Source organism: Arthrobacter sp. LT660 (assembly GCF_056172845.1).
The window spans coordinates 329588-352383 of the sequence record NZ_CM149651.1 but is presented as its reverse complement, the minus strand read 5'-3'; the positions used below and the strand labels follow the sequence as shown (position 1 = coordinate 352383).

Annotated in this window: 23 protein-coding genes; 7 read left to right on the top strand and 16 right to left on the bottom strand. The window is 68.7% G+C overall.

Annotated elements, in window-relative coordinates; all coding sequences use genetic code 11:
- Positions 1 to 53: 53 nt before the first annotated feature.
- Positions 54 to 2759: an aconitate hydratase AcnA gene (gene acnA, locus AC0QSG_RS01625; RefSeq protein WP_435725972.1), complete on the bottom strand. Its 2706-nt coding sequence runs from the start codon at positions 2757 to 2759 to the stop codon at positions 54 to 56.
- 250 nt (positions 2760 to 3009) lie between these two features.
- On the opposite strand from acnA, the gene AC0QSG_RS01620 reads away from it, so the two are divergent.
- Entirely contained in the window at positions 3010 to 3504 is a 495-nt protein-coding gene (locus AC0QSG_RS01620) for a MarR family winged helix-turn-helix transcriptional regulator (RefSeq protein WP_435725971.1), read from the top strand.
- A 22-nt stretch (positions 3505 to 3526) separates the two neighbouring features.
- Here AC0QSG_RS01620 and AC0QSG_RS01615 read toward each other — a convergent pair whose 3' ends face one another.
- Together AC0QSG_RS01615 and AC0QSG_RS01610 are read right to left on the bottom strand one after the other, a co-directional pair.
- A complete protein-coding gene (locus tag AC0QSG_RS01615; protein WP_475376440.1) occupies positions 3527 to 4897 on the bottom strand; it encodes a class I SAM-dependent RNA methyltransferase in 1371 nt (456 codons plus the stop codon).
- Positions 4894 to 6909 carry an APC family permease gene (locus AC0QSG_RS01610; RefSeq protein ID WP_475376439.1) on the bottom strand — a complete coding sequence of 672 codons (2016 nt, stop codon included), beginning with the start codon at positions 6907 to 6909 and terminating at the stop codon, positions 4894 to 4896. The genes AC0QSG_RS01615 and AC0QSG_RS01610 overlap by 4 nt, the downstream gene beginning before the upstream one ends.
- 150 nt (positions 6910 to 7059) lie before the next feature.
- Here AC0QSG_RS01610 and AC0QSG_RS01605 point away from each other — a divergent pair, with 150 nt between their 5' ends.
- Together AC0QSG_RS01605 and AC0QSG_RS01600 are read left to right on the top strand one after the other, a co-directional pair.
- The gene (locus AC0QSG_RS01605; RefSeq protein WP_435725968.1) at positions 7060 to 7752 is read left to right on the top strand and encodes a potassium channel family protein; all 693 of its coding nucleotides are present in this window, start codon (positions 7060 to 7062) and stop codon (positions 7750 to 7752) included.
- 2 nt (positions 7753 to 7754) lie between these two features.
- On the top strand, positions 7755 to 8456 hold the full coding sequence (locus AC0QSG_RS01600; RefSeq protein WP_435725967.1) for a potassium channel family protein: 702 nt from the start codon (positions 7755 to 7757) through the stop codon (positions 8454 to 8456).
- A gap of 65 nt (positions 8457 to 8521) precedes the next feature.
- Here AC0QSG_RS01600 and pheT read toward each other — a convergent pair whose 3' ends face one another.
- Both pheT and pheS read right to left on the bottom strand, forming a co-directional pair.
- Positions 8522 to 11065 carry a phenylalanine--tRNA ligase subunit beta gene (pheT, locus tag AC0QSG_RS01595; RefSeq protein WP_475376438.1) on the bottom strand — a complete coding sequence of 848 codons (2544 nt, stop codon included), beginning with the start codon at positions 11063 to 11065 and terminating at the stop codon, positions 8522 to 8524.
- Between the two features lie 3 nt (positions 11066 to 11068).
- Positions 11069 to 12154 carry a phenylalanine--tRNA ligase subunit alpha gene (gene pheS, locus AC0QSG_RS01590; RefSeq protein ID WP_435725965.1) on the bottom strand — a complete coding sequence of 362 codons (1086 nt, stop codon included), beginning with the start codon at positions 12152 to 12154 and terminating at the stop codon, positions 11069 to 11071.
- Between the two features lie 133 nt (positions 12155 to 12287).
- Between pheS and AC0QSG_RS01585 the strand changes: the two genes are divergently transcribed.
- On the top strand, positions 12288 to 12770 hold the full coding sequence (locus AC0QSG_RS01585; RefSeq protein ID WP_475376437.1) for a hypothetical protein: 483 nt from the start codon (positions 12288 to 12290) through the stop codon (positions 12768 to 12770).
- A gap of 30 nt (positions 12771 to 12800) precedes the next feature.
- On the opposite strand, the gene pcp is transcribed toward AC0QSG_RS01585, so the two are convergent.
- Entirely contained in the window at positions 12801 to 13430 is a 630-nt protein-coding gene (gene pcp, locus AC0QSG_RS01580) for a pyroglutamyl-peptidase I (protein ID WP_475376436.1), read from the bottom strand.
- Positions 13431 to 13507: 77 nt separating this feature from the next.
- Between pcp and AC0QSG_RS01575 the strand changes: the two genes are divergently transcribed.
- Together AC0QSG_RS01575 and AC0QSG_RS01570 are read left to right on the top strand one after the other, a co-directional pair.
- The gene (locus tag AC0QSG_RS01575; RefSeq protein ID WP_475376435.1) at positions 13508 to 14653 is read left to right on the top strand and encodes an Rv2578c family radical SAM protein; all 1146 of its coding nucleotides are present in this window, start codon (positions 13508 to 13510) and stop codon (positions 14651 to 14653) included.
- Positions 14654 to 14851: 198 nt separating this feature from the next.
- Positions 14852 to 15256, top strand: coding sequence for a bleomycin resistance protein (locus AC0QSG_RS01570; protein ID WP_475376434.1), 405 nt, complete (start codon positions 14852 to 14854; stop codon positions 15254 to 15256).
- Here AC0QSG_RS01570 and AC0QSG_RS01565 read toward each other — a convergent pair.
- From AC0QSG_RS01565 to infC, 5 genes are all read right to left on the bottom strand, one after another.
- The gene (locus tag AC0QSG_RS01565) at positions 15253 to 15699 is read right to left on the bottom strand and encodes a (deoxy)nucleoside triphosphate pyrophosphohydrolase (protein ID WP_435725960.1); all 447 of its coding nucleotides are present in this window, start codon (positions 15697 to 15699) and stop codon (positions 15253 to 15255) included. The genes AC0QSG_RS01570 and AC0QSG_RS01565 overlap by 4 nt on opposite strands.
- 7 nt (positions 15700 to 15706) lie before the next feature.
- Positions 15707 to 16636: a TrmH family RNA methyltransferase gene (locus tag AC0QSG_RS01560; protein ID WP_475376433.1), complete on the bottom strand. Its 930-nt coding sequence runs from the start codon at positions 16634 to 16636 to the stop codon at positions 15707 to 15709.
- A 102-nt stretch (positions 16637 to 16738) separates the two neighbouring features.
- Positions 16739 to 17446, bottom strand: a complete 708-nt coding sequence (gene rplT / locus AC0QSG_RS01555; protein WP_435725958.1) for a 50S ribosomal protein L20, sunset domain variant — start codon at positions 17444 to 17446, stop codon at positions 16739 to 16741.
- A 102-nt stretch (positions 17447 to 17548) separates the two neighbouring features.
- Complete coding sequence (gene rpmI / locus AC0QSG_RS01550) at positions 17549 to 17743, bottom strand: 50S ribosomal protein L35 (protein ID WP_435725957.1); 195 nt, start codon at positions 17741 to 17743, stop codon at positions 17549 to 17551.
- A 119-nt stretch (positions 17744 to 17862) separates the two neighbouring features.
- On the bottom strand, positions 17863 to 18858 hold the full coding sequence (infC, locus tag AC0QSG_RS01545; RefSeq protein WP_475376432.1) for a translation initiation factor IF-3: 996 nt from the start codon (positions 18856 to 18858) through the stop codon (positions 17863 to 17865).
- 318 nt (positions 18859 to 19176) lie between these two features.
- On the opposite strand from infC, the gene AC0QSG_RS01540 reads away from it, so the two are divergent.
- The gene (locus AC0QSG_RS01540; RefSeq protein ID WP_435725955.1) at positions 19177 to 19545 is read left to right on the top strand and encodes a DUF1844 domain-containing protein; all 369 of its coding nucleotides are present in this window, start codon (positions 19177 to 19179) and stop codon (positions 19543 to 19545) included.
- Between the two features lie 89 nt (positions 19546 to 19634).
- Here AC0QSG_RS01540 and AC0QSG_RS01535 read toward each other — a convergent pair whose 3' ends face one another.
- From AC0QSG_RS01535 to hisB, 5 genes are all read right to left on the bottom strand, one after another.
- The gene (locus AC0QSG_RS01535; RefSeq protein ID WP_475376431.1) at positions 19635 to 20534 is read right to left on the bottom strand and encodes an SseB family protein; all 900 of its coding nucleotides are present in this window, start codon (positions 20532 to 20534) and stop codon (positions 19635 to 19637) included.
- Between the two features lie 16 nt (positions 20535 to 20550).
- Positions 20551 to 21294 (bottom strand): bifunctional 1-(5-phosphoribosyl)-5-((5-phosphoribosylamino)methylideneamino)imidazole-4-carboxamide isomerase/phosphoribosylanthranilate isomerase PriA, encoded by a 744-nt coding sequence (gene priA, locus AC0QSG_RS01530; protein WP_435725953.1) that lies wholly within the window; start codon positions 21292 to 21294, stop codon positions 20551 to 20553.
- A 64-nt stretch (positions 21295 to 21358) separates the two neighbouring features.
- On the bottom strand, positions 21359 to 21496 hold the full coding sequence (locus AC0QSG_RS01525; RefSeq protein ID WP_475376430.1) for a hypothetical protein: 138 nt from the start codon (positions 21494 to 21496) through the stop codon (positions 21359 to 21361).
- A gap of 17 nt (positions 21497 to 21513) precedes the next feature.
- Positions 21514 to 22149 (bottom strand): imidazole glycerol phosphate synthase subunit HisH, encoded by a 636-nt coding sequence (hisH, locus tag AC0QSG_RS01520; protein WP_475376429.1) that lies wholly within the window; start codon positions 22147 to 22149, stop codon positions 21514 to 21516.
- The gene (gene hisB, locus AC0QSG_RS01515) at positions 22150 to 22770 is read right to left on the bottom strand and encodes an imidazoleglycerol-phosphate dehydratase HisB (RefSeq protein ID WP_435725950.1); all 621 of its coding nucleotides are present in this window, start codon (positions 22768 to 22770) and stop codon (positions 22150 to 22152) included.
- Between the last annotated feature and the right edge of the window lie 26 nt (positions 22771 to 22796).

Below are 22796 nucleotides of genomic sequence, written 5' to 3'. Positions count from 1 at the left end.
AGGGCGGACACCCGGTGACCCGGATGTCCGCCCTCGCGGTGTTGGCAGCTCGCCTAGGAAGCGGCGATCTGGCGCAGCACGTACTGCAGGATGCCGCCGTTGCGGTAGTAGTCGGCCTCGCCCGGCGTGTCGATGCGCACCACGGCGTCGAAGGACTTGGCGGAGCCGTCCTCTGCCGTCGCGGTGACCTTGACCGTCTTCGGGGTGGTGCCGTTGTTCAGCTCCGTGACGCCGGAGATCGAGAACGTCTCGGTCCCGGTCAAGCCCAGGCTGTCGGCGGACTCGCCCGCCGGGAACTGCAGCGGCAGGACGCCCATGCCGATGAGGTTCGAGCGGTGGATGCGCTCGAAGGACTCGGTGATGACGGCCTTGACGCCGAGCAGCGCGGTGCCCTTTGCGGCCCAGTCGCGGGACGAACCGGAGCCGTACTCCTTGCCGCCGAGGACGACCAGCGCGGTGCCGGCGGCCTGGTAGTTTTGCGCGGCGTCGTAGACGTACGCCTGGGGCGCGCCCTCCTGGGTGAAGTCTCGGGTGAAGCCGCCCTCGACGCCGTCCAGCAGCTGGTTCTTGATGCGGATGTTCGCGAACGTACCGCGGATCATGACCTCGTGGTTGCCTCGGCGGGATCCGTAGGAGTTGAAGTCCTTGCGGTCCACGCCGTTGTCCAGGAGGTACTGGCCCGCCGGCGTATCCGACTTGAAGGAGCCTGCCGGGGAGATGTGGTCGGTGGTGACCGAGTCGCCCAGCTTCAGCAGGACGCGTGCGCCCTCGATGTCCTTGACCGCGTCAGGGGTGGCCTGCATGCCCTCGAAGTACGGGGGCTTCCGGACGTAGGTAGACTTCTCGTCCCACGCGAACGTGTCGCCCGCGGGAGTGTCGAGTGCCTTCCAACGGTCGTCGCCGTCGAAGACGCCCTCGTAGCCCTTGGCGAACATGCCCTCGTCGATCGACGCGTCGATGGTCTCCTGGACCTCGGTCGGCGTCGGCCAGATGTCGCGCAGGAAGACGTCGTTGCCGGAGTCGTCCTTGCCCAGGGAATCCGTCTCGAAGTCGAAGTCCATCGTTCCGGCCAGCGCGTAGGCGATGACCAGCGGCGGGGACGCCAAGTAGTTCATCTTCACGTCCGGGTTGATCCGGCCCTCGAAGTTGCGGTTGCCGGAAAGCACGGCCGTCGCGGCGAGGTCGTTGGCCTGGATGGCCTCGGAGATCTCGGCCTCGAGCGGGCCGGAGTTGCCGATGCAGGTCGCGCAGCCATAGCCGACGATGTAGAAGCCGAGCTTCTCCAGGTACGGGGTCAGTCCCGACTTCTCGTAGTAGTCGGTGACGACCTTGGATCCCGGGGCCACGGACGTCTTGACCCACGGCTTGGAGGCCAGGCCCTTTTCGACCGCCTTGCGCGCCAGGAGCGCCGCGGCCAGCATGACCGACGGGTTCGAGGTGTTGGTGCACGAGGTGATGGAGGCGATCGACACGAGGCCGTGGTCGACGGTGAACTCTCGTCCGTCCGCCATGGCCACGTCGACGGGCTTGGAGGGACGGCCGATGTTCAGCGCGTCCGCGTCGCCTGCGGCGTAGTTGTGGATGTCCTTGCGGAATTGCTCCTTGGCGCCCGTCAGCTCGATGCGGTCCTGGGGACGCTTCGGGCCGGCGATGGAGGGAACCACCGTGGAGAGGTCCAACTCGAGGTATTCGGAGAAGCGGATCTCGCGCGACGCGTCGTGCCAGAGGCCCTGTTCCTTCGCGTAGGACTCGACCAGCGCGACGTTCTCGGCCGGGCGGCCGGTCAGGCGCAGGTAGTCCAGCGTCACGTCGTCGATCGGGAACATTGCGGCCGTGGAGCCGAACTCCGGGCTCATGTTGCCGATGGTCGCGCGGTTGGCCAGCGGCACCGCGGCGACGCCCTCGCCGTAGAACTCGACGAACTTGCCGACGACGCCGTGCTTGCGCAACATCTCGGTGATGGTCAGCACGACGTCGGTAGCGGTCGCCCCGGCCGGGATGTTGCCCGAGAGCTTGAAGCCGACGACGCGCGGGATGAGCATGGAGACCGGCTGGCCGAGCATGGCCGCCTCGGCCTCGATGCCGCCGACGCCCCAGCCCAGCACGCCCAGACCGTTGACCATGGTGGTGTGCGAGTCGGTGCCGACGCAGGAGTCCGGGTAGGCGCGCAGCTTGCCGTCGACCTCGCGGGTCATGACGGTGCGGGCCAGGTACTCGATGTTGACCTGGTGGACGATGCCCGTTCCCGGGGGAACGACCTTGAAGTCGTCGAACGCGGTCTGGCCCCAACGCAGGAACTGGTAGCGCTCGCCGTTGCGCTGGTATTCGATCTCCATGTTGCGCTCGAGGGCGCCGGAGTTGCCGAACACGTCGATCTGCACGGAGTGGTCGATGACCATCTCGGCGGGAGCCAGCGGGTTGACGCGGGTCGGGTCGCCGCCGAGGTCCCTGACGGCTTCGCGCATGGTGGCGAGGTCGACGACGCACGGAACCCCGGTGAAGTCCTGCATCAGAACGCGGGCCGGGGTGAACTGGATCTCGATATCCGGCTGCGCGTTCTCGTCCCACTGGGCAAGGGCGCGCACGTGATCGGCGGTGATGTTCGCGCCGTCCTCGGTCCTCAGCAGGTTCTCAAGCAGGATCTTCAGGCTGTACGGAAGGCTCTCGGCACCTTCGACGGCCTTCAGTCGGAAAATCTCGTATTCGTTGCCATCGACGTCCAATACGCCTTTGGCCCCAAAGCTGTCCACATTACTCATTGGGACTCCTCTCGCCAGACTTCATCTTTGTTGCTGGTCCGGACGAACCGCCAGTTAGGCGCGCCTTACCGTTAGGCGGTCCGGTTGGATTACGGCAGAGCTGTTCACAGTCTAGCCACGCACGACCGTTCGCATACCCCCCGGATCCGGGGTTATCTTGATGTCAAGATTTATTTTCACGGTACTTCCCAAGTATCTTGATGTCAAGATACTGTGGTCCGGACGGGCCGACACAAAGGAACTGGTGGACATGGACGGGCACACGGACGCCGTGGACGAAATCATCGACGGGTGGCGGCGGGCCCTGCCCTCGGAGGACGTCGAGCCGATGGGCGTCTTCAGCCGGATCGTCCGCCTCGCCCAACGCTTCGACGCCCTGCGCCGCAACGCCCTCGCGGCCCAAGGTCTCCAGCTCGGGGACTTCGATGTGCTCTCCGCGATTCGGCGCAGCCCGCACGGTGCGCTGACGGCGGGACAACTGGCCAGGGAAAACCTCGTCACGTCGGGCACGATGACCAACCGGATCGACCGCTTGGCCGCCCTGAAACTGGTGGGCCGATCGGCCGATCCGGACGACGCCCGGATCGTACGGGTCCAGCTGCGGCCGGAGGGACGGCGCATCGTCGACGCCGCTTTCGTGGAGCTCATGCGAATCGAACACGAACTCCTGGGGGCGGTCCGGGACGCCGACCGTCAGCCGCTCGTCGACCGGCTCAGGGAGCTATTGGCACGGCTCGAGGCCTAACGCGGGGTCCCGCGCCCGGGTACTAGCTACGGACCAGGAGTCCCACCATTTCCATGTGGTGGGTGTGCGGGTACAAATCCAGCACCCGAACGGACCGCAGGGCATAGCCCTTCCGGTCGAAGTAGGCGACGTCGCGGGCGAAGGACGCCGGGTCGCAGGAGACGTATGCGACGCGGGCCGGATCCGCGGCGGCGATGCGGGCGACCGCCTCCTTGCCGGCACCGGCGCGGGGCGGATCCAGCACGACTCCGGCGAGGGACCCGGCTTCGAGGCCATCCGGGACACCCGCGGCCGCGAGCCGCTTCTCCACGCGACCCTGAACGATCTCCACCTGTGGCCTGCCGTGCGCGTTCCGCCGCGCGTCCTTGCTGGTCCCCGGAGCCCCCTCGATGGAGACGACCTGCCCGGACTCCCCCACGGCGTCGGCCAGCGCCAGGGTAAACAGGCCAGCGCCGGCGTAAAGGTCCGCGAAGCGCTGCCCAGGCCGGGGCTCCAGCAGGCCGGTCACGGCCTCCACGAGCGTCGGGGCGGCGAGCCGGTGGATCTGCCAGAATCCCTCTCCGGTGACCCGGTATTCGCGGTCCAGGACGTTCTCGGCGACCCAGGTGCGGCCGCGAACGCGGCGCAGTTCGCCGCGGCCGTCCGCCGTCGAGCCCGTCGCCTGGGTCAGCACCGCGGCCGAGGTGCCGTCGGGCAGCCGTTTGGCGGCGCGGTCGGCGGAGCCGGGCTTGGCGCCGTCGTTCTCGACGAACAGGACCAGCGGCGCGGCGTCCGACGACGGCGCAACGACCTCCACGCGCGCGATGCCGCTGAGCGGAATCTCCCAGAGGCGCAGGGCGTTGATGGCATCGACCGCCAGCGGCATCTCGTGGACCGGGATGAGCCGGTCCGAATGGTATGCGTTCATCGCGAGGCGCCCTTGGGCATCGACGGAAAACGACGCCCGCGTGCGCCAGGCCAATCCGTCCCCGCGCTCACCCGCGGGAACCTCGACGCCGGCGAAGCCCACGGCCTCGGGGTCGGTTTCACCGAGGCGTGTCAGCTGTTCCCGGAAGACCTGTCCCTTGAGCTGGCGCTGGTGCGCGAGTGTGGCGTGTCCGAATTCCGCGCCGCCGACCGGCAAGCGTCCGTCCGCCTCGGCGGTTAGCGCGTCGGCGAGCGGCCACGGGTGTTCCGTGCGGTGCTCGGAGGCCTCCAGCACCTCGATGGTGTCCGCGTTCCAGAAGCGGCCACCCGAGCCCTCCCCCGTCACCCGGGCCCGCACGAGCTCCCCGGGCAGCGCGTGGCGGACGAAGACCACGCGGCCCTGGTGGCGGGCCACGAAGTGTCCCCCGTGGGCCGGGGCGCCGATGCGCAGTTCGAGGACGTCGTCGTTCGGGGGGGTCTGCGTCATTCGGGCCTCCGGCCACTGGTGGTGTCCCGCGCGTTCGCGGTGTTGTCGAAAAGTGCCCGGCCATGGGTGGATTCGGACAGTTGCCACGGCACGCTGGCCACGACCACGCCGGGTTCGAAGTGGAGCCGGGCTTTGATGCGCAGCGCGGTCTGGTTGTGGATCAGCTGCTCCCACCAACGTCCCACCACGTACTCGGGGATGTAGACCACCACGAGGTCGCGGGGCGAGTCGCGTTTGATGCCCTTGATGTAGTCGATGATCGGCGCCGCCGTCTCGCGGTACGGCGAGGCGAGAACGGTGATCGGTACGGGAATGCCGAGCCGGTCCCAATCCGCTACGGTCCGGGCCGTTTTGTCTTCGTCGATGTCCACGATGATGGCGTCGAGCTTGGAGGGGCGGCCGGCCCGGGCGAAGGCCACAGCCCGCAGGACGGGCTTCCGCAGCGTGGACACAAGGATCAGGGCGTGGACACGTGCCGGCAGGGCCTTCGCCGACGTGGAGGCGTCCACGGAGAGTTCCCGGTCCACGGCCTCGTAGTGCCGGTTGATCGAGAACATGACCAGGTACAGGGCGAGGATCCCGAGGAGTGCCAGCCATGCGCCGAAAATGAATTTGGTGACGAGCACGATCACGAGCACGGCGGCCGTGAAGACGAAGCCGATCAGGTTCAGGAGGCGGGAGCGCTGGATCCGCAACCGGATCCGACGGTCGGCCGTGCTCGCCAGTTGCCGCCCCCAGTGCTTGACCATGCCCAGCTGGCTCAGTGTGAAGGAGACGAAGACGCCGACCACGTAGAGGTGGATCAGGGTGGGCACGTGGGCGTCGAACACCAGCACCAGCACCAGCGCCGCCACTCCCAGGGAAATGATGCCGTTGCTGAACCCCAGACGGTCCCCGCGCGTGCGCAGCTGCCGCGGAAGGTATCCGTCCGTCGCCAGGTGGGACGCCAGATTCGGGAAGGACCTGAACGCCGCGTGGCCGGCCATCCACAGGACGGCCCCGGTGAGGGCCAGGATCAGGTAGAAGCCCACACTGGCCGAACCGAAAATCGCCTGCGCCAACTGGCCCACGACGGGGTTCTGGATGTAGTCGGCGGGGATCGGACCGCCGTCGAGCAGTAGATTCGTCTCCGGATTCTCCACCACGTGGATGCGCGTCGCCCGAGCCAGGAACATGGTCCCCAGCGTCAGCGCCGTGGCCACGACCCCCAACCACAAGAGTATCGACGCCGCGCTGCGCGCCCGCGGCGCCGCCAGCGTCTGGACATTGCTGATCGGGGCCTCGATGCCCGTCATCGCGGCCGAACCCGTGGAGAAGGCGCGCAGCACCAGAAGGGCGCCGAAGAATCCGGTCAGGCCGGCTTCGTAACCGGCCTCGGGCACGATCTCGAACTCGGCGCTGGGCGCGCTGCCCAGGGTCCCGAGGCCGGCCGTGACCGTGCCGACCCCGATCATCACCAGCATCGCGGCGACAAAGAGATACGTCGGCAGGGCGTTGCCGACGGGCGATCTTCCAACACCGCGCAGATTCAGCAGGGCCAGCAGCACGACGCCGGACGCGGCGATCGGGGCTTCGTTTCCGGCCAGTGCCGGGAAGGCGGCGATCGCATAATGCGCCGCGGAGGACATCGAAACGGCGACGGTGAGGACGAAATCGACCAGCAGCGCGGCCGCGACGGTCGTGCCCGCCCGGGGGCCGAGGTTCACGCTCGCGATCTCGTAGTCGCCCTTGCCCGACGGGTAGGCCTTCACCGACTGGCGGTAGGAGGCGATGATGACCAGCATGACGGCCATCACCGCCACACCCACCAGCGGGGACAGGTAAATGGCGGACAATCCCGCGATGGCCAGGGTCAACAGCACCTCGTCCGGGGCATAGGCCACCGAGGACAGGGCGTTGGAAGACAACAGGGGCAGCGCCAGCCGGCGCCGCAGGGGTGCCTGCTTCAGCCTTTCGGTCCTGAAGGGCCTGCCCACCAGGATCCGCTTGAGCGCGTCGAGAAACGTCAGCACCAGTCAAAGTTAGCCCCTGAGCGCGCCCATGTCATACGCGGCATCCACGCGGCGGGGCCCGCGGGGCCGAATCGTGCGAGACTTGGGCTGGAAAACGACGGGGCCGAGCGCATCGGGCCGGCCCAAGGCGAGAGAGTTCGGGAGCTGTACGTGGCGCATTTCGTCATCATGGGTTGCGGTCGCGTGGGAATGACCCTCGCGCACACGTTGGACGACGCCGGCCACACGGTGGCGATCATCGATCAGGACGAGCGGGCATTCCGGCGTCTTCGCCGCGGTTTCTCCGGGCGCCGGGTCACCGGCGTCGGATTCGACCGGGAGACCCTCGAGCGCGCCGGCATCGAGGACGCGTACGCTTTCGCCGCCGTCTCGAGTGGCGACAACTCGAACATCCTGGCTACGCGCGTGGCACGCGAGACCTACCACGTGCCTAATGTCGTCGCGCGGATCTACGACCCGGGCCGCGCGGAGATCTACCAGCGCCTCGGCATCCCCACCGTCGCGGCCGTGCGCTGGAGCGCCGACCAGGTGTTGCGCCGGATCCTTCCCGAACAAGGCATCAACGGCGACTTCCGCGAGGCGTCCGGGCGGTTGATCCTCGGCGAAGTCTCGCTCCACGACGGTTGGTACGGTCGCACCCTGAACGACATCGAGGACGCCACCGGAGTCCGTGTCGCCTATCTCACGCGGTTTGGCGAGGGCATGATCCCCGCCCGGGACGCGAGGCTGCAAAAGGGCGACATCCTGCACGCCATCATGTCGGTGGACGCCACGGCGGACATCGACCGCACGCTGTCCAAGGCGCCCAAAGCGCCTGCGGACCAACAGGCATCGGAGTCCTAACCGTGAAGGTGATCATCGTCGGGGCCGGCAGCGTCGGTTCCTCCATCGCACGCGAGCTGCTCGCCCACGGGCACGATGTCCAGCTGATTGACGAAAAACCGGAGGTCGTGGGACGCAGTGGGCTGCGCGGCGCGCGCTGGCTCTTCGGGGACGCCTGCGAGTTGAGCACGCTGAAGGAAGCTGGTCTGGACGACGTCGACGTCGTCGTCTCCGCCACGGGAGACGACAAGGTGAACCTCGTCGTCTCCCTCCTGGCCAAGAGCGAGTTCGGCGTGGGCCGGACGGTCGGCCGAGTCAACAACCCCAAGAACGATTGGATGTTCGACGACGCATGGGGTGTCGACGTCGCCGTCAATACTCCGCGCCTGATGACCGCGCTCGTCGAGGAGGCCGTCGAAATCGGCGACCTGGTCCGGCTTTTGACGCTGCAGACGGGCGTCACGTCGATGGTCGAGTTCACCGTCCCGCACGATTCCGCCCTGATCGGCGCCACCATCGGCCACATCGATTGGCCCGAGGACTCGACCGTCGTCGCGATCCTGCGCGACGACGCCCCCATCACCCCCAGCCCGGACGATGTCATCGAGAGCGGCGACGAGCTGTTCTTCATCACCAGCATCGCGGCCGAGGACCAGTTGCGCGCCGTGCTTCGGCCCGAAGCGGAAACCGACGGCCCGGCCCCGGCGGAGATCGACACGAAGTAGGCGGAACGCGGCCGACCGACCCCGGGCATAGGGGCCGGGCGGCGTCGCCGGTTGTTCCGCGAACCCTAGCGCTGCACGGCCCCGAAGCGTTCGGTGGCGACGGCGACCGCCGCGGCGCGCGCCTCGGAGGCCTCGTCTGCGGTCAGCGTACGATCCGCCGCGCGGAAGCGGAGGCCGAACGCCAGCGACTTCTTGCCTTCGTCGATTCCCGGACCCGAGTAGACGTCGAACAGCGCGACGTCCTCCAACAGCTCCCCGGCCCCCTCGCGCAAGGTCTCGAGCACGTCGCCGGCGACCACGGCCGAGTCGACGACAAGCGCGACGTCCTGGGTGGAGATCGGATACGTGGAGATCGGCCGCGCCACGATCACGTCCGCGGCGGCGGCGAAGAGAACGTCCGCGTCGATTTCCACGGCTGCCGTGCGCGCCGGGAGGTCCAGCTCGGTGAGGAGTTTCGGGTGAAGCTCCCCGGCGTAGCCAACCGCCGTGCCGTCGCGCAGAGTCAGCACGGCGGTGCGGCCCGGGTGGAATGCCTGGTGCGAGCCTTGGGAGCAAACCAGATCGACCCCGAGCACGTCGGCGACCAGCTTGGCCACGTCGAGGGCATCGGACCAGTCGTACGGGCGCGGCTCGTGCCCGGCTCCGGCGGGGGAATCGTGACCCGTCAGGACCGCGGCGATGTGCTGCGGCTGGTGAGGCAGGCCCTCGTCGAGCGCATCGAGTTCGTCGTCCGCCGGACGCTGGGCGGTCTCCGGTAGGGTCGCGGTCCCCAGCGCATCGCCGGGCAGGAACACCAGCCCCGCCTCATACAGCGCCAAGTCGCGGAAACCACGGCCGTGGTTGCGCCGCGCCGTGGCCAGCAGTCCGGGCAAGACCGACCGGCGCATGTGTCCGAACTCGGAGGACAGTGGGTTGGCGAGCCTGACCGACGCCGGTTCCCGACCGCCCTCCGCCGTGCCGAATGTCGCGTTCTGCGCAGCCGAAACGAAGGGGTAACTCAGGGTCTCGGTCAAGCCGGCGTCGGCGAGTGCCTGCACCACACGCCGACGTTGCTGCTGGACGCGGGTGAGGCCACGCCCGGGTGGAGCCACCGGCAGGGTCGCCGGAATCTTGTCGTAGCCGACGAGTCGGGCGACTTCCTCGGTGAGGTCGTCACGTGTGCGCAGGTCGTGCCGCCAGGTAGGAGCCGTCACGCGATAGCCATCGGCGGTCGCTTCCACCTCGGCGCCCAGGTCGCGGAGCGTGCCTTCGATCTGTGCGGGGGTGAACTCGATCCCCACCCGCCGCGTCGGGTAGTCGGCGGGCAGGTCGATGAGGGCCGGCGCGGGGCGCGTGCCGACGTCGGTCGCGGTGGAGTCGGCGACACCTCCGGCGAGTTGGACCAGCAGATCGACCGCGCGCTGCGCGGCCTCGTCGGCGATTTCCCAGTCGACGCCGCGTTCGAAGCGCTTCGAGGCCTCGGACGGCAGCTTGTGGCGGCGCCGCGTCCGCGCGATCGAGACCTCCTCGAAGTGCGCGGCCTCGACGAGCACGTTGGCCGTGTCGTGGGAAACCTCCGTGGAGGCGCCGCCCATGACCCCGGCGATGCCAATGGCACCGGTCTCGTCGGTGATCAGCAGGTCTTCGACGTTCAGAACGCGTTCCTTGCCGTCCAGCGTGTCCAGCCTCTCCCCCGCGGCGGCGCGGCGGACGGTGATCGGTCCGCTCAGCTTGTCGACGTCGTAGAAGTGCAACGGCTGGCCCAGTTCGAGCATCACATAGTTGGAGATGTCCACCACGAGGGAGATGGAACGGATGCCGGCCAAACGCAGGCGGCTGGCCATCCACGGCGGGGTCGGCCGGCTCGGGTCCACCCCGCGCACGGTCCGCGCCACAAAACGGTCGCAGCCCGCCAAGCCGTGGATGCCGGCGTCGTCCTGGATCACGACGGCGTAGCCCGGGCCGCTCGGCGCGTCTGCCGTGATCCCCGCGACGGGGTCCGTGAACGGCGTGCCGGTCGCGTGCCCGTATTCGCGCGCCACGCCACGGATGGAGAAGCAGTAGCCGCGGTCCGGGGTTACGTTGATCTCGGCGGCCTGGTCGTTGAGTCCCAGGAGCTCCATCGCGTCGGTGCCGACCTCGGGGTCCAAGCCCATCCGGGAGAGCACCAGAATGCCGTCGTGGTCCTCGCCGATACCCAGTTCCCGCACGGAGGCGATCATGCCGGCGGAGACGTGCCCGTAGGTCTGGCGCGGGCTGATGCGGAAGTCTCCCGGCAGCACGGCGCCGGGCAGGGTCACCACGACCTTGTCGCCCTCGACGAAGTTGTGCGCGCCGCACACGATGCCCTGCACGCCGGAAGGATCGATGCCCTCCTGCTCCAGGTTCTGGGGCCGGCCTTCGGGGACCACGCGCACCTGGCACCAGTTGATGGTCTTGCCGTTGGTCTGCGGTTCCTTGACGATGCTGAGGACCTGGCCAACCACCACCGGACCGGACAACTCGTCGGAGGGACGGTGGACGGCCTCCTCTTCGAGGCCGACTTTGACCAGGTCGGCCATGACGTCCTCGGCGGTGGCGTCGGAGGGAACCTGCGCGTACTCGCGCAACCATGAAAGTGGAATACGCATTGCTTAGATCTCCATCCCGAAGTGCTGGCTGAAACGGACGTCGCCCTCGATCATGTCGTGCATGTCGGGCACCTCGTTGCGGAACATCAGGGTGCGTTCGATGCCCATGCCGAAAGCGAAGCCCGAGTAGACGTCCGGATCGATCCCGGCCGACCGCAGGACGTTGGGGTGCACCATGCCACAGCCGCCCCACTCGATCCACTGGGGGCCGCCCTTGGCGCCGGGGTGCCAGATGTCCAGCTCGGCGGAGGGCTCCGTGAAGGGGAAGTAGTTGGGGCGGAGCCGGATGTCGGCCTCGTCGCCGAACATCTGGCGTGCGAAGTGCTCCAGCGTGCCGCGGAGGTCGGCCATGGACAGGCCCTTGTCCACGGCGAGTCCCTCGAACTGGTGGAACACCGGTGTGTGCGTCGCGTCGAGTTCGTCGGTGCGGAACGTTTTGCCCGGGCACAGCACGTAGATCGGCACGTCGCGCTCGAGCATCGAACGGACCTGTACCGGCGACGTGTGGGTGCGAAGGACGAGGTGCGCCTCCGGCGGGTCGACGAAGAACGTGTCCTGCATGTCGCGGGCGGGGTGGTCCGGCTTGAAGTTGAGCGCGTCGAAGTTGAACCACTCGGACTCGACCTCCGGCCCCTCGGCGATCTCCCAGCCCATGCCGACGAAGATGTCGCTAACGCGGTCCTGTAGCACGGAGAGCGGGTGCCGGGCGCCGGCACGACGACGGCGCGGGGCGGCCGTGACGTCCACGGCCTCCTCGACGAGAATGCGCGCGGCGTCCTCCTCCTCGAGCACCTTCGTGCGCGCGGCCAGAGCCTTGTTCACGCGCCCTCGCGCGGCTCCCAAAAGCTTGCCCGCAACGGCCTTCTCCGACTTGTCCAAGCGGCCGATCTCGCGGTTCGCGAGGCTCAGCGGCGCCTTCTCCCCCGTGTGCCCGAGACGGGCGGCCTTCAGCTCGGAGAGGTTCGACGCGTCGGCGATGGCGGTCAGCGCCCGGTCGGCCGCGGCGCCGACGGCGGCTTCGTCCGTCGGGTGCGGAACGGCGTCGCCCACGGAGTCGTGGACGCCGACGGGCGTCATTGATTCAGACATATCTGGTTGGTGCCCTTTTCACTGGGGTTCGCGTGTCCTGGTTCGGGCCCAAGTCTAGTTCAGCCGGATCGACTGCCCCCAAACCCGGGTAGCTCACGACGCCGACGGCAGTCCCGCTGGCTACACTGGGCGCATGCCACGCTGGAAGCAGGCGAGGACCGTCGCCAATTGGGTCAACCTGTCGACGCCGATCGGCCTGGCGCTGGCGATCGCCACCCGGTGCAGTATCCGCCGCGGACCGAACGGGCTGATCCTCGCGCTGGGATACCGGCCCGCCCTACCGGTCGCGGGGGCCTTCACGGTGGGCGGCGTGGTCTTCTTCCGCGCGCGGTTCGGACGCCCCGAGGAACACCCGGCCCTCCTGGTGCACGAGGAGAGCCACAGTTCGCAGTACGCCTGTTGCGGCGGGCTGCCGTTCATACCGCTGTATTTCGCCGGCGCCGCGTGGTCCTGGCTCCGCACGGGGGATCCTGCATCCCGTAATCCCTTCGAAAGGGGCGCGGGCTTGGCCGCCGGAGGCTACAGGGAAAGACCGGCGATGCCCTGGGCCTCGGCCCTGCGGCCCACGGCGCGCCGGCTGCCTGGCCAAGGTCCGCGGAATCGCTCCCGCGGCTAGCGCGCCGCGCCACCGAGCGCTGCCCGCCGCCTACGACTCGGCACCGCCAGCCAGAAGGGCATCGGGAGCAGGATTCAGGGCCTCCACCGCGACGAGCCGCAGGGCACAAGCCAGGTCCGCACCTGTGGGTCCGGTGCCGCCGTCGGGGGCGATGGTCGGCACGTGCACGAATCCACCTCGGATCCTTCTGCCGTGCCCCGCCGCCTGATGCATCAACGCGTAGAACACCTGATTGCAGACGTACGTCCCCGCGGTCTGCGAGACCTCCGCGTCGATCCCCGCGGCGGACAATGCAGCCAGCGTGCGCTTGATGGGCAGCGTGGTGAAGTAGGCGGCCGGCGCGCCCTCCACCACGGGTCGATCCACGGGCACCTCGCCCGCGTTGTCCGGTATCCGCGCGTCCAAGACGTTGATGGCGACGCGCTCCAGCGACACCACCCGCCGCCCCGCCGCCAAACCAACGCAGACCACGACGTCGGGGCGGTGTCTCTCGATCGCCCGCGCCAAGGCGCCGGGCGCCTCGGCAAAGACGCACGGAAGTTGCTCGGCGACCGCCGGGATGCCTTCGGACACGAGAGCTCGGGCGGCCGTGGTGGCGGCGTCGATGGAGGGATTGGACGCCGCGCCGTCGAACGGCTCGAAACCGGTCAGCAGGATCATCGCACCATCATACGGGGCGCCTCGGCAACCGCTTCGACCCCATGGACACTCACTCGAAAACATGTTCTAATCAGAGGGTGAGATGGGAAGCTCAGCTCGTCCGGCACCAAACCGGACGGCCGGAAGCGGGGGCGGCCGATGCGGTCGGCGCCCCGCTTCCGCTCGCCGGCTTGGCAGGTCCGGGCGTGGAAACCCTGCCACTCGCCGGCATGGTGCGCTCGGTGCAAACGCCCGAGTTCGCGGGCATGACGTTCCACGAGGTCCTGGCGAAGAGCGCACTCAACAAGGTTCCCGCGGCATCCAATATGCCCTTCCATTGGACGGTGAACCCCTACCGCGGATGCAGCCACGCATGCGTCTATTGCTTCGCGCGGAAGACACACACCTACCTGGATCTGGACGCCGGTCGCGACTTCGACTCGCAGGTGGTCGTCAAACTGAACGTCGCGGAGGTGCTCCGCGCGGAACTGCAGAAACCGTCGTGGACGCGTGAACACGTGGCGTTGGGGACCAATACCGATCCCTATCAGCGTGCCGAGGGACGCTACCGGCTCATGCCGGACATCATCTCCGCGCTGTCCGAGTCGGGAACGCCGTTTTCGATCCTGACCAAGGGAACGCTTCTGGCCCGCGACATCGAACCGCTCGCACGCGCCGCGCAGCGGGTACCGGTCTCCGTCGCCCTGTCGATCGCGATGACGAATCCGGAACTCAGCGCCACCGTCGAACCGGGCACGCCGACTCCCGAGGCTCGCTTCCGGCTGGTGGAGCGACTTGCGGCGCACGGCATCGAGTGTTCGGTGCTGGCAATGCCGATTCTTCCCTGGCTCAGCGACTCGGACGAGGCCCTCGACGCCCTGTTCGCCCGGCTGGCATCGGCCGGCGCCGCGGGGGTTTCGGCCGGGCCCCTGCATCTGCGCCCCGGGGCCCGCGAATGGTTCATGCAATGGCTCGCGGATAGCCATCCGGAGTTGGTGGAACGCTACCGTCGGCTCTACCGAAAAGGATCCGTGGCGGACACGGACTACCGTGACTGGTTGGCGGGCCGCGTCCGCCACTTCCGCGCGCGGCACGGGCTGGCATCGGGGGTCAGCGGATTCCGATCCCCCAAGGCTCGGTCAGATTCCGGCACGGACGGCCCGTTCGCGTCCCACAACGCCGAGCCGGCCGCTCCGCGGGGCCAACCCCGCCCCCAAGCCCAGGCCACATTGTTCGACCTCTAGGTGCGGGGCCCGGCACGGCTCCACATGGCACTGTTACAAGCACGGGTTACAGGCAAGGGTTCCGGCGCGGGTTTTCGGCACCACGCGTGGCTCCCCGACGTGGACCTCCGGGCGGGACATGCGCCGGCGCCGTCCACCCCACCCGATGTTCACCATGGGTTCGTTGCCCCGGCGCGGGGGTGTGGCTAGGCTCGCCGTATGGCCATTTTGGAGACCTCAGCGACCGTGTTCCCCGTCCTCGACATCGACCGCGCCATGGCGCACTACGCCCTGCTGGGCTTCGACGTCACGGGCTACGACGGCGACGAGGCCTACGCCATGGCGCGCCGCGACGGCATTTCCATCCATCTGTGGGAGGCGCCGGCTCTGGAGCCGGAAGGCAATTTCGCGTCGGTCTTCGTCACGGTGGACGACGCGGATGGACTCTCCACCGAATGGCGGGGCGCCACGGCCGACATCGCGTACGACGCGCCGACCAGCGAACCCGTTGACACCGAATACGGGTTGCGCGAGGCCGCCCACGTGGACCCGGACGGCAACCTGATCCGGTTCGCACACAAATCGCGGGTGCCCGCGGACGCACAGGCCCCGCCAGCCGGCTAGCGGGGCGGTACCGCTCCGCCGAGAGACGCCTCCCGCAGGAGCGCCCGGACGATCGGGAGATCGGCGGGGATCCATGCGAGCCGCAGGGCCGCCTCCGGTTCCAGCTCGACCCATTCCAACGCATCGTGGTCCTCCAAGGGCTCCGGCTCCCCCGCCGTGATCTCGGCGAACCACACGCGCATCGCAGCGGCACCGTTCAATGGCCAGCCGTACTCCGAGGGACCCAACAGCTCTCGGCCGAGGCGCGCACCTACCCCCAGTTCCTCGACCAGTTCGCGCAGAAGTGCCGCCTCGCACTCCTCGCCGGGCTCGACCTTGCCGCCGGGGAACTCCCACAGGCCAGCGAGAGCCTCGGGCTTGGTGCGCCGGGCGGCCAGCAATCTGCGGGGCGAGTCGAGCGAATCGACGATGGCCGCACCGACGATCTGCCGAATGTCATCCACACGCGGCCTATCCACGACGCTGGGCACGCGCCGAGGCGTACAGGCACACGGTCGCCGCGGTCCCGACGTTAAGGGATTCGGCCACTCCGTACAGGGGGACGGCGACTCGGTGGTCGGCGGTCTCCAGTTCCGCGGCCGAGAGGCCCTTGGCCTCGTTGCCGAACAACCAGGCAGTGGGAGCCTCCAGCACCGGCATCGGCTGCGCACTACCGGCGGGCCGCGCCCCATCCGCTGGACCGGCGGGCTCGACGCCGAGCCGGCGGGAAGCGCTCAGGTCCTGCAAGGCGTCCAGGTCGGTGTCGCCGTAGCCGTCCGCGGCGAGCACCACGACGCCGGCCGCGTGGAGGGCTTCCACCGCCTCGCCGAAGTCGACCCCCTGGATCACCGGGAGGTGGAAAATCGAGCCGGCCGTCGACCGCACCGCCTTGGGGTTGTACATGTCGACGCTCCCCTGGGTGACCAGGACGGCATCCGCGCCTGCGGCGTCGGCCGCACGCAGGACCGTGCCCGCGTTGCCGGGATCCTGAAGGCGGCACAACACTGCTATGAGGCGCGGGGCGGCGCCGAGCACGTCGGCCACGCTGTCCCCCGGGATCCGGCAGACGGCGAGGATTCCCTGCGGCGTGACCGTGTCGGCCATCGCTGCGATGACGTCCGGTGTCGCCAGCCGGAGCGGCGCGCCGCCCGCGAGCTCGGCAAGGCCCGGGTCGCGTTCGAGTGCGTCGGCGCTGGCAAACAACTGCTCAACGACGGGGGCGGCACCGGCGGCCACGCGCTCCCGGTGAAGGCTCAGGGCCTCACGCACCGATTGGGGTCCCTCCGCGAGGAAGAGACCGGTTCGCGCCCGTCCCATGCGCGTGGCGAGGCGGGCGACCTCCTTGACCCGCTCCGCCCGCGGGTTGGACATGGGGTCGGCGTCGGATCCGGCAATAGTCATGCCGAAAACCTTAGCCGGGAAAGCCGAAGGGGACGGAATCCTTGCGGATTCCGTCCCCTTCGCCAGGGCGCGGCGCAATGGCCGCGGATCAGTCGGTAACGACTAGCCCTCGAACTTCTGGCGCGATTCGCCACCGGCCGGCTCGAACCCGGCGGCCTTGGCGGCCTCAACCGAGTTGAACCAGAACTCGGGCTGGGTCTGCTCATACCAGGTCGAGCCCGGCACGTGGTACTTCATCGACTGGTTGCCCTTGATGACGAAGCCCTCGGGGGCGTCCTCGCCTTCGACGGCCGCCACGGATCCACCCTTGGCGGAAGCGGCCGGTGCGGCCTTGGAGGCAGGAGCCGGCTCGGCCGCGGGTGCCGACTTGGCAGCCCTGGCTGCGGGTGCCTTCGAGGCGGTCAGCTCGGTCTTCACCAGGGGGGCCTTGGCGGCGGCGGGGGCGTTGACATCGGCCGGCAGGGCCTCCTTGGCAACCTTGACCAGCGCGCTGAAGGCGTTGGCGTCGGAGATGGCCAGCTCGGCCAGCATGCGGCGGTCGACCTCGACCGCGGCGGCCTTCAGGCCCTGGATCAGACGGTTGTAGGTGAGTCCGTTGGCGCGCGCCGCGGCGTTGATGCGCTGAATCCACAGGCGGCGGAAGTCGCCCTTGCGCTTGCGGCGGTCGCCGTAGCTGTACACGAACGAGTGCAGCAGCTGTTCCTTGGCCTTGCGGTACAGGCGCGAACGCTGACCGCGGTAGCCCTTGGCCCGCTCGAGGATGACCCGGCGCTTCTTGTGGGCGTTGACCGCCCGCTTCACACGTGCCACGTGTGTACTCCTTAATGCTCTGCCCTCGGGCCGTCCACGAGGTGGGTTCCGGCCGGAGGAAAACTATGGGTGGATGGGGCCGCTGGGCCCCAGGGCGGTTTGCTAGATTCCCAGCATCCGCTTGATGGTCTTGGTGTCCGCCTTGGCAACGATGCGGTCGCCCTTGAGCTGGCGCTTCAGGCTGGAGGGCTTGTGCTCCAGGTAGTGCCGGCGGTTGGCCTGCTGGCGCTTGAGCTTGCCGCTACCGGTGAGCTTGAAGCGCTTCTTGGCTCCACTGTGGGTCTTGAACTTCGGCATGTCCGCCGTTCTCCTTACGTGCTCCCGTGTCCCTGGGGACCGAGGATCTCTCGTGCCTCCGGTTTCGGAGGCGCGTTGGTGGTGTGCTCACCCATAAAGGGCGGGCCGCACCGGTCCGGCTACTTGGCCGGACCCGGCTTGGCTGGCTTGCGCGGTGCCGGTTTCGGCGCCGGTGCAGGCTTGGGGGTTGGCTTTGGGGCCGCCACGGGCTTCGGTGCCGCCTTCGGGACCGGAGCCACGGCCGGCTTGGCGGCCGCCTTGGGAGCCGGTCGCGCCGGGGCCTTGGCGGCCTCCGCGGTCTTGGCTTCGGCCGCCGGTGCCTTGGTTTGCGGTGCCTTGGTTTCCGGTGCCTTGGTCTCGGCGGCCGGCGCCTTGGCGACCGGAGCCTTCTCCTCGGCCTGGGCCGGGGCCTCCGACACGGCTTCGGGCTTCGGCTCCTCCTTCGCCGGCGCCTTCGCGGCCTCGGCCGCGTCGGCCTCGACCTGGGCCACGCGGGCCATGAAGTCGTCGGGTAGGTTGTCCGCGAGGCTCTGCGTCAGCGCGGGCTGGTCGTCGCCAGAGGTGTCGATGCGATCCTTCGAAGCGGCCGACCTGGCCTTGTCCGACTCGCGCTGCTGCTGACGGCGGGCTTCGGCCTTGGCCTCCGCCTTGTTCTTCACCGGCCCAACGACCATAACCATGTTGCGGCCATCGATGCGCGGGGTCGACTCGACCATGCCCACTTCGGCAACGTCCTCGGCGAACTTGTTCAGGAGGCGGATACCCATCTCCGGACGCTGCTGCTCGCGGCCACGGAACTGGATCATGGCTTTTACCTTGTCGCCGGCCGCGAGGAAGCGGAGCGCGTGGCCCGTCTTCGTCTCGTAGTCGTGCTTATCGATCTTCAGCCGGAAACGGATTTCCTTTAGCACGGTGTTGGTCTGGTTCTTGCGTGCCTCGCGGGCCTTGACCGCGGCTTCGTACTTGTACTTGCCGAAGTCCATCAGTTTGCATACGGGAGGCTTCGCCGTGGGCGCCACCTCGACGAGATCCAGATCGGACTCCGATGCCAGACGCAACGCGTCCTCGATGCGGACAACGCCAACCTGTTCGCCGTTGGGTCCAACCAGCCGCACCTCTGGGACGCGGATTCGATCATTAATGCGTGGATCGCTGATGTGTAGCTCCTGCTGTTAGTCGTTCGGACGCCGCCCACAACAGGAGAAGGCCCCCGGCTGCAAGGCAGGCGGAGGCCAATTTATTCGTAGGCGATTTCGCGCCCGGCCCGGACGAATGTCCCGTGCCACCGAATGACCCGGCGGCCTGTGCGGCTGCAGCGGGTGGGAGAAGGCCTCCACTTGCGTACCGGATTCGCGCATCTTGACGGTCCACCATGCTTCAAAGTGGCATCACCGAATGCGCGATTCCAGTCGGTCTGTGAAAAGCTTAGCAGTATGAGCACCCCTGAAACCAATCCGACAGCTACTTCCTCCGACACCGACCACGTTCGCGACATCGCCGACGTTGCCGCAGTCGAGATCATCACGACGGCTGCCGTCCACCTAATGAGCGCCGCGGCAGTCAAGTGCGGCCTCGCGGAAGGGGCGGACGCCGAGGAGCTGAAGGACTTGGACGAGGCCCGCAAACTGATCACGGCGCTGGCCGGCCTCATCACCGCGGCGGCACCCGAGGTAGGAAGCCAGCACGCCGCTCCCCTGCGCGACGGCCTCCGCACGCTGCAGTTGGCCTTCCGCGAAGCGTCCACCATCCAGGATGCGCCCGGGCAGGGTCCGGGAGAGAAGCTGACGGGCCCCGTCAACTAGCCGCACCTCACCAAACCAGTCACCCCGAAGGGCCGACCGCACCGCGGTTGGCCCTTCGCATGCGTCCAAGGACCGGACAAGCGGCCGCCTCACGCGGACGGCCGGTCAGGCGCAACCTTCAGCGAGATCTCCAGCGAGTCCACGGACTCGGCGAACGACTGCTCGCCGGCCAGCGCCGTCTGGATACGGGCAGCGGATTCCCGCGCCGCCGTTTCTGCGGTGCCGGCGGTGAAGGTGATTTCCAACCGCAATTCGGGTCCCGGACCGCCGCCGGCGATAATCCGCCCGTCCGCGGAGCGGCTTGCCACCCCGCTCCCAGGTCCGGCCGAGATCCCGGCGACACCCGGCTCCGCGTCGGCCAGGCGCCTCAAGATCTGCAGGTGTCGGGCATCCCCATAGCTGGGCACCCACTGTTCCTGTCGTGCAAGGGCCCAGACCGCGGGCCGGCGAAGCACAAATGTCACTTCCGCGCCCGGATCCAGGACCAGCAACTGGGCCCCCTCGGCCACGGCGGACAGCGCGGCACGCGCCGCGTAGACGGCGACCGGCCGGGCTTCGGGGTGCCAGGTCCGTAACCGCTCCACCGTCGTGAATGCCGGCAGCGCGGACCGCCCGTCGGGAGCGGTGATGGTCACGAGCGCCATGTCGGCTTCCTTGTCCTCCACTTCTCCGTGTGCGCCGGTTCCGCCGTCCACCAGCGACGCGACGACGGGAACGAAGACCCTTGCCGAGGCAAGGGCGATGTGTACGTCCTCTTCCGCGCCCGAGCCCGAGAGCAGCGCCGCGATCGCAGACTCGTAGGCCGGGTCGGCGGATCCGTCGTCGCCCTCGAATCCGTGCAGCGGATTGCCGGGCCCAGACAGGTCGCGACCGTCCCAGGGACGGCCCGCGGAGTCGGTGGCAGCACCGGCGCGGTCGAGCGCGGCCGCGATGTGGCCGGGCAGGGAACGGCCGGCCGGACCGTCCGTTGACCTGTCGTGCGACACCATGCGCCTGGTTATCGGCTCAGCGCCTGCCGGCGACGTCCAGCGCCTCCGGCAGGGTGAACTTTCCGGCGTACAGTGCCTTGCCGACGATCGCGCCCTCGACGCCGGCGGGCACGAGCTCGCGCAGCACCCGGAGATCGTCGAGGCTGGAGATCCCGCCCGAGGCGACGACAGGCTTGTCGGTGCGCTCGCACATTTGGCGCAGGAGTTCCACATTCGGTCCGCGCAGCGTGCCGTCCTTGGTGACGTCGGTGACGACGTAGCGCGTGCAGCCGGCGTCCTCGAGCCGTGCGAGGACCTCCCAAAGGTCACCGCCGTCCTTGGTCCATCCCCGGGCGGCCAACGTGGTGCCCCGAACATCGAGGCCGACGGCGATCTTGTCGCCGTGGCGCTCGATGGCGCGGGCGGTCCACTCCGGGTTCTCCAGCGCGGCCGTGCCGAGGTTCACGCGCGCCGCACCGAATTCGAGGGCGCGGTCCAGCGACTCGTCGTCGCGGATGCCGCCCGAGAGCTCGACCTTGATCGTCAGCTGGTCGGCCACCCGGCGCAGGACCTCCGTGTTGTTGCCGCGGCCGAAGGCCGCGTCGAGGTCCACCAGGTGGACCCACTCGGCGCCGTCGTTCTGCCACGCCATCGCCGCTTCGAGCGGATCGCCGTAGCCCGTTTCGCTGCCGGCCTCGCCCTGCACGAGGCGGACGGCCTGACCGTCGGCAACGTCGACGGCGGGGAGGAGTTCGAGGACGGGGACGTCTTGCTTGCTCATGTTCGGCACTTTCGGTTCGGTGGGTGGGGAGGTCGCGGCGGGCGCCCGACGGGGCCCACGGGGGTCAGGAAGCGAGCGTCAGCGCATAGGCGGCGAGGAGCGACAGCCCCGCGAGCACCCAGCACGTGACGGTCCAGGAGACGTGGGCCTTCTGCTGCCGGAGGGACAAGGCGCCGCCGGCCAGGATACCGGCCAGTGCCATGAGCAAAATGCTCCACATCAGAGCGTTCCGAGCCAGTTCTCCAGGAGTTGCGCCCCGGCGTCACCGGACTTCTCCGGGTGGAACTGCACGGCCGACAGGGGGCCGTTCTCGACGCCGGCGATAAACGGGGCGCCGTGCTCGGACCAAGTGACCAGGGGCGGGACCATGGCCGGCTGCAGGACCTCGAAGTCCCACTTCTGCACGGCGTAGGAGTGCACGAAATAGAAACGCTCGTCCTCGATGCCGGCGAAAAGCCGCGAGCCGGGGGGCGCCTTGATGGTGTTCCAGCCCATGTGCGGAACGATCGGAGCCGGCAGCAGCTCCACGGTTCCCGGCCATTCGGCGAGTCCCTTGGTCCGCACCCCGTGCTCCACGCCCTCCTCGAAGAAGACCTGGTGCCCTACGCAGATCCCCATGACGGGCCTGTTGCCGGCGATGCGGCGCCCGATGAGGCGCGCGGCACCGACGTCGTCCAGTGCCTTCATGACGGCGGCGAAGGCGCCGACGCCGGGCACGAGCAGGCCATCCGCCTCCAACACGTCCTCCGGACGGGCACTCAGGGTGACGGACGCGCCCACGCGCTCCAGCGCGCGGACCGCCGAACGGACGTTCCCGGAGCCGTAGTCCAGTACGGTGACCTTCGGGGCACCCATCTACAGTGCGCCCTTCGTGGACGGAATCGCATTGCCGATGCGCGGATCCGGCTCAACTGCCGTGCGCAGTGCGCGGGCCAGCGCCTTGAACTGGGCCTCGACGATGTGGTGGGGATCGCGACCGCCAAGAACCGTCATGTGGAGGCAAATCTGCGCGTGGAGCGTCAGGGATTCAAAGACGTGACGCGTCAGGGACCCCGTGAAGTGCCCGCCGATCAGGTGGTACTCCTGCCCGGCCGGTTCCCCGGAGTGCACCAGGTACGGGCGTCCCGAGATGTCGACGACGGCGTTCGCCAGCGCTTCGTCCAGGGGGACCGTCGCCTCGCCGAACCGGCGGATCCCCGCCTTGTTGCCCAGCGCGGTGCGCAGCGTCTCGCCGATGGTGATGGCGACGTCCTCCACCGTGTGGTGGACGTCGATGTGCGTGTCGCCCGTGGCCTCGACGGTCAGGTCGATCAAGGAGTGCTTAGACAACGCCGTGAGCATGTGGTCGTAGAACGGCACAGTGGTGCTGATATTGGCGACGCCGGTGCCGTCGAGGTTGAGCTCGACCGCGACGGAAGACTCGCTGGTCTTGCGCTCCATGCGGGCCCGGCGGCCGTTGGGCGATTCTGCAGACATACATGATCCTTAGGCATGGGTGGTGG

Coding starts and splice junctions, on each gene's coding strand:
- AC0QSG_RS01535 (WP_475376431.1), bottom strand. CDS start 20,534: ATGGTGTCGCACGACAGGTCAACGGACGGTCCGGCCGGCCGTTCCCTG.
- AC0QSG_RS01615 (WP_475376440.1), bottom strand. CDS start 4,897: ATGACGCAGACCCCCCCGAACGACGACGTCCTCGAACTGCGCATCGGC.
- AC0QSG_RS01540 (WP_435725955.1), top strand. CDS start 19,177: ATGAGCACCCCTGAAACCAATCCGACAGCTACTTCCTCCGACACCGAC.
- AC0QSG_RS01585 (WP_475376437.1), top strand. CDS start 12,288: ATGCCACGCTGGAAGCAGGCGAGGACCGTCGCCAATTGGGTCAACCTG.
- pheT (WP_475376438.1), bottom strand. CDS start 11,065: ATGCGTATTCCACTTTCATGGTTGCGCGAGTACGCGCAGGTTCCCTCC.
- priA (WP_435725953.1), bottom strand. CDS start 21,294: ATGAGCAAGCAAGACGTCCCCGTCCTCGAACTCCTCCCCGCCGTCGAC.
- pheS (WP_435725965.1), bottom strand. CDS start 12,154: ATGTCTGAATCAATGACGCCCGTCGGCGTCCACGACTCCGTGGGCGAC.
- AC0QSG_RS01525 (WP_475376430.1), bottom strand. CDS start 21,496: ATGGCACTGGCCGGTATCCTGGCCGGCGGCGCCTTGTCCCTCCGGCAG.
- AC0QSG_RS01570 (WP_475376434.1), top strand. CDS start 14,852: ATGGCCATTTTGGAGACCTCAGCGACCGTGTTCCCCGTCCTCGACATC.
- hisH (WP_475376429.1), bottom strand. CDS start 22,149: ATGGGTGCCCCGAAGGTCACCGTACTGGACTACGGCTCCGGGAACGTC.
- AC0QSG_RS01620 (WP_435725971.1), top strand. CDS start 3,010: ATGGACGGGCACACGGACGCCGTGGACGAAATCATCGACGGGTGGCGG.
- acnA (WP_435725972.1), bottom strand. CDS start 2,759: ATGAGTAATGTGGACAGCTTTGGGGCCAAAGGCGTATTGGACGTCGAT.
- hisB (WP_435725950.1), bottom strand. CDS start 22,770: ATGTCTGCAGAATCGCCCAACGGCCGCCGGGCCCGCATGGAGCGCAAG.
- rpmI (WP_435725957.1), bottom strand. CDS start 17,743: ATGCCGAAGTTCAAGACCCACAGTGGAGCCAAGAAGCGCTTCAAGCTC.
- AC0QSG_RS01560 (WP_475376433.1), bottom strand. CDS start 16,636: ATGACTATTGCCGGATCCGACGCCGACCCCATGTCCAACCCGCGGGCG.
- pcp (WP_475376436.1), bottom strand. CDS start 13,430: ATGATCCTGCTGACCGGTTTCGAGCCGTTCGACGGCGCGGCGTCCAAT.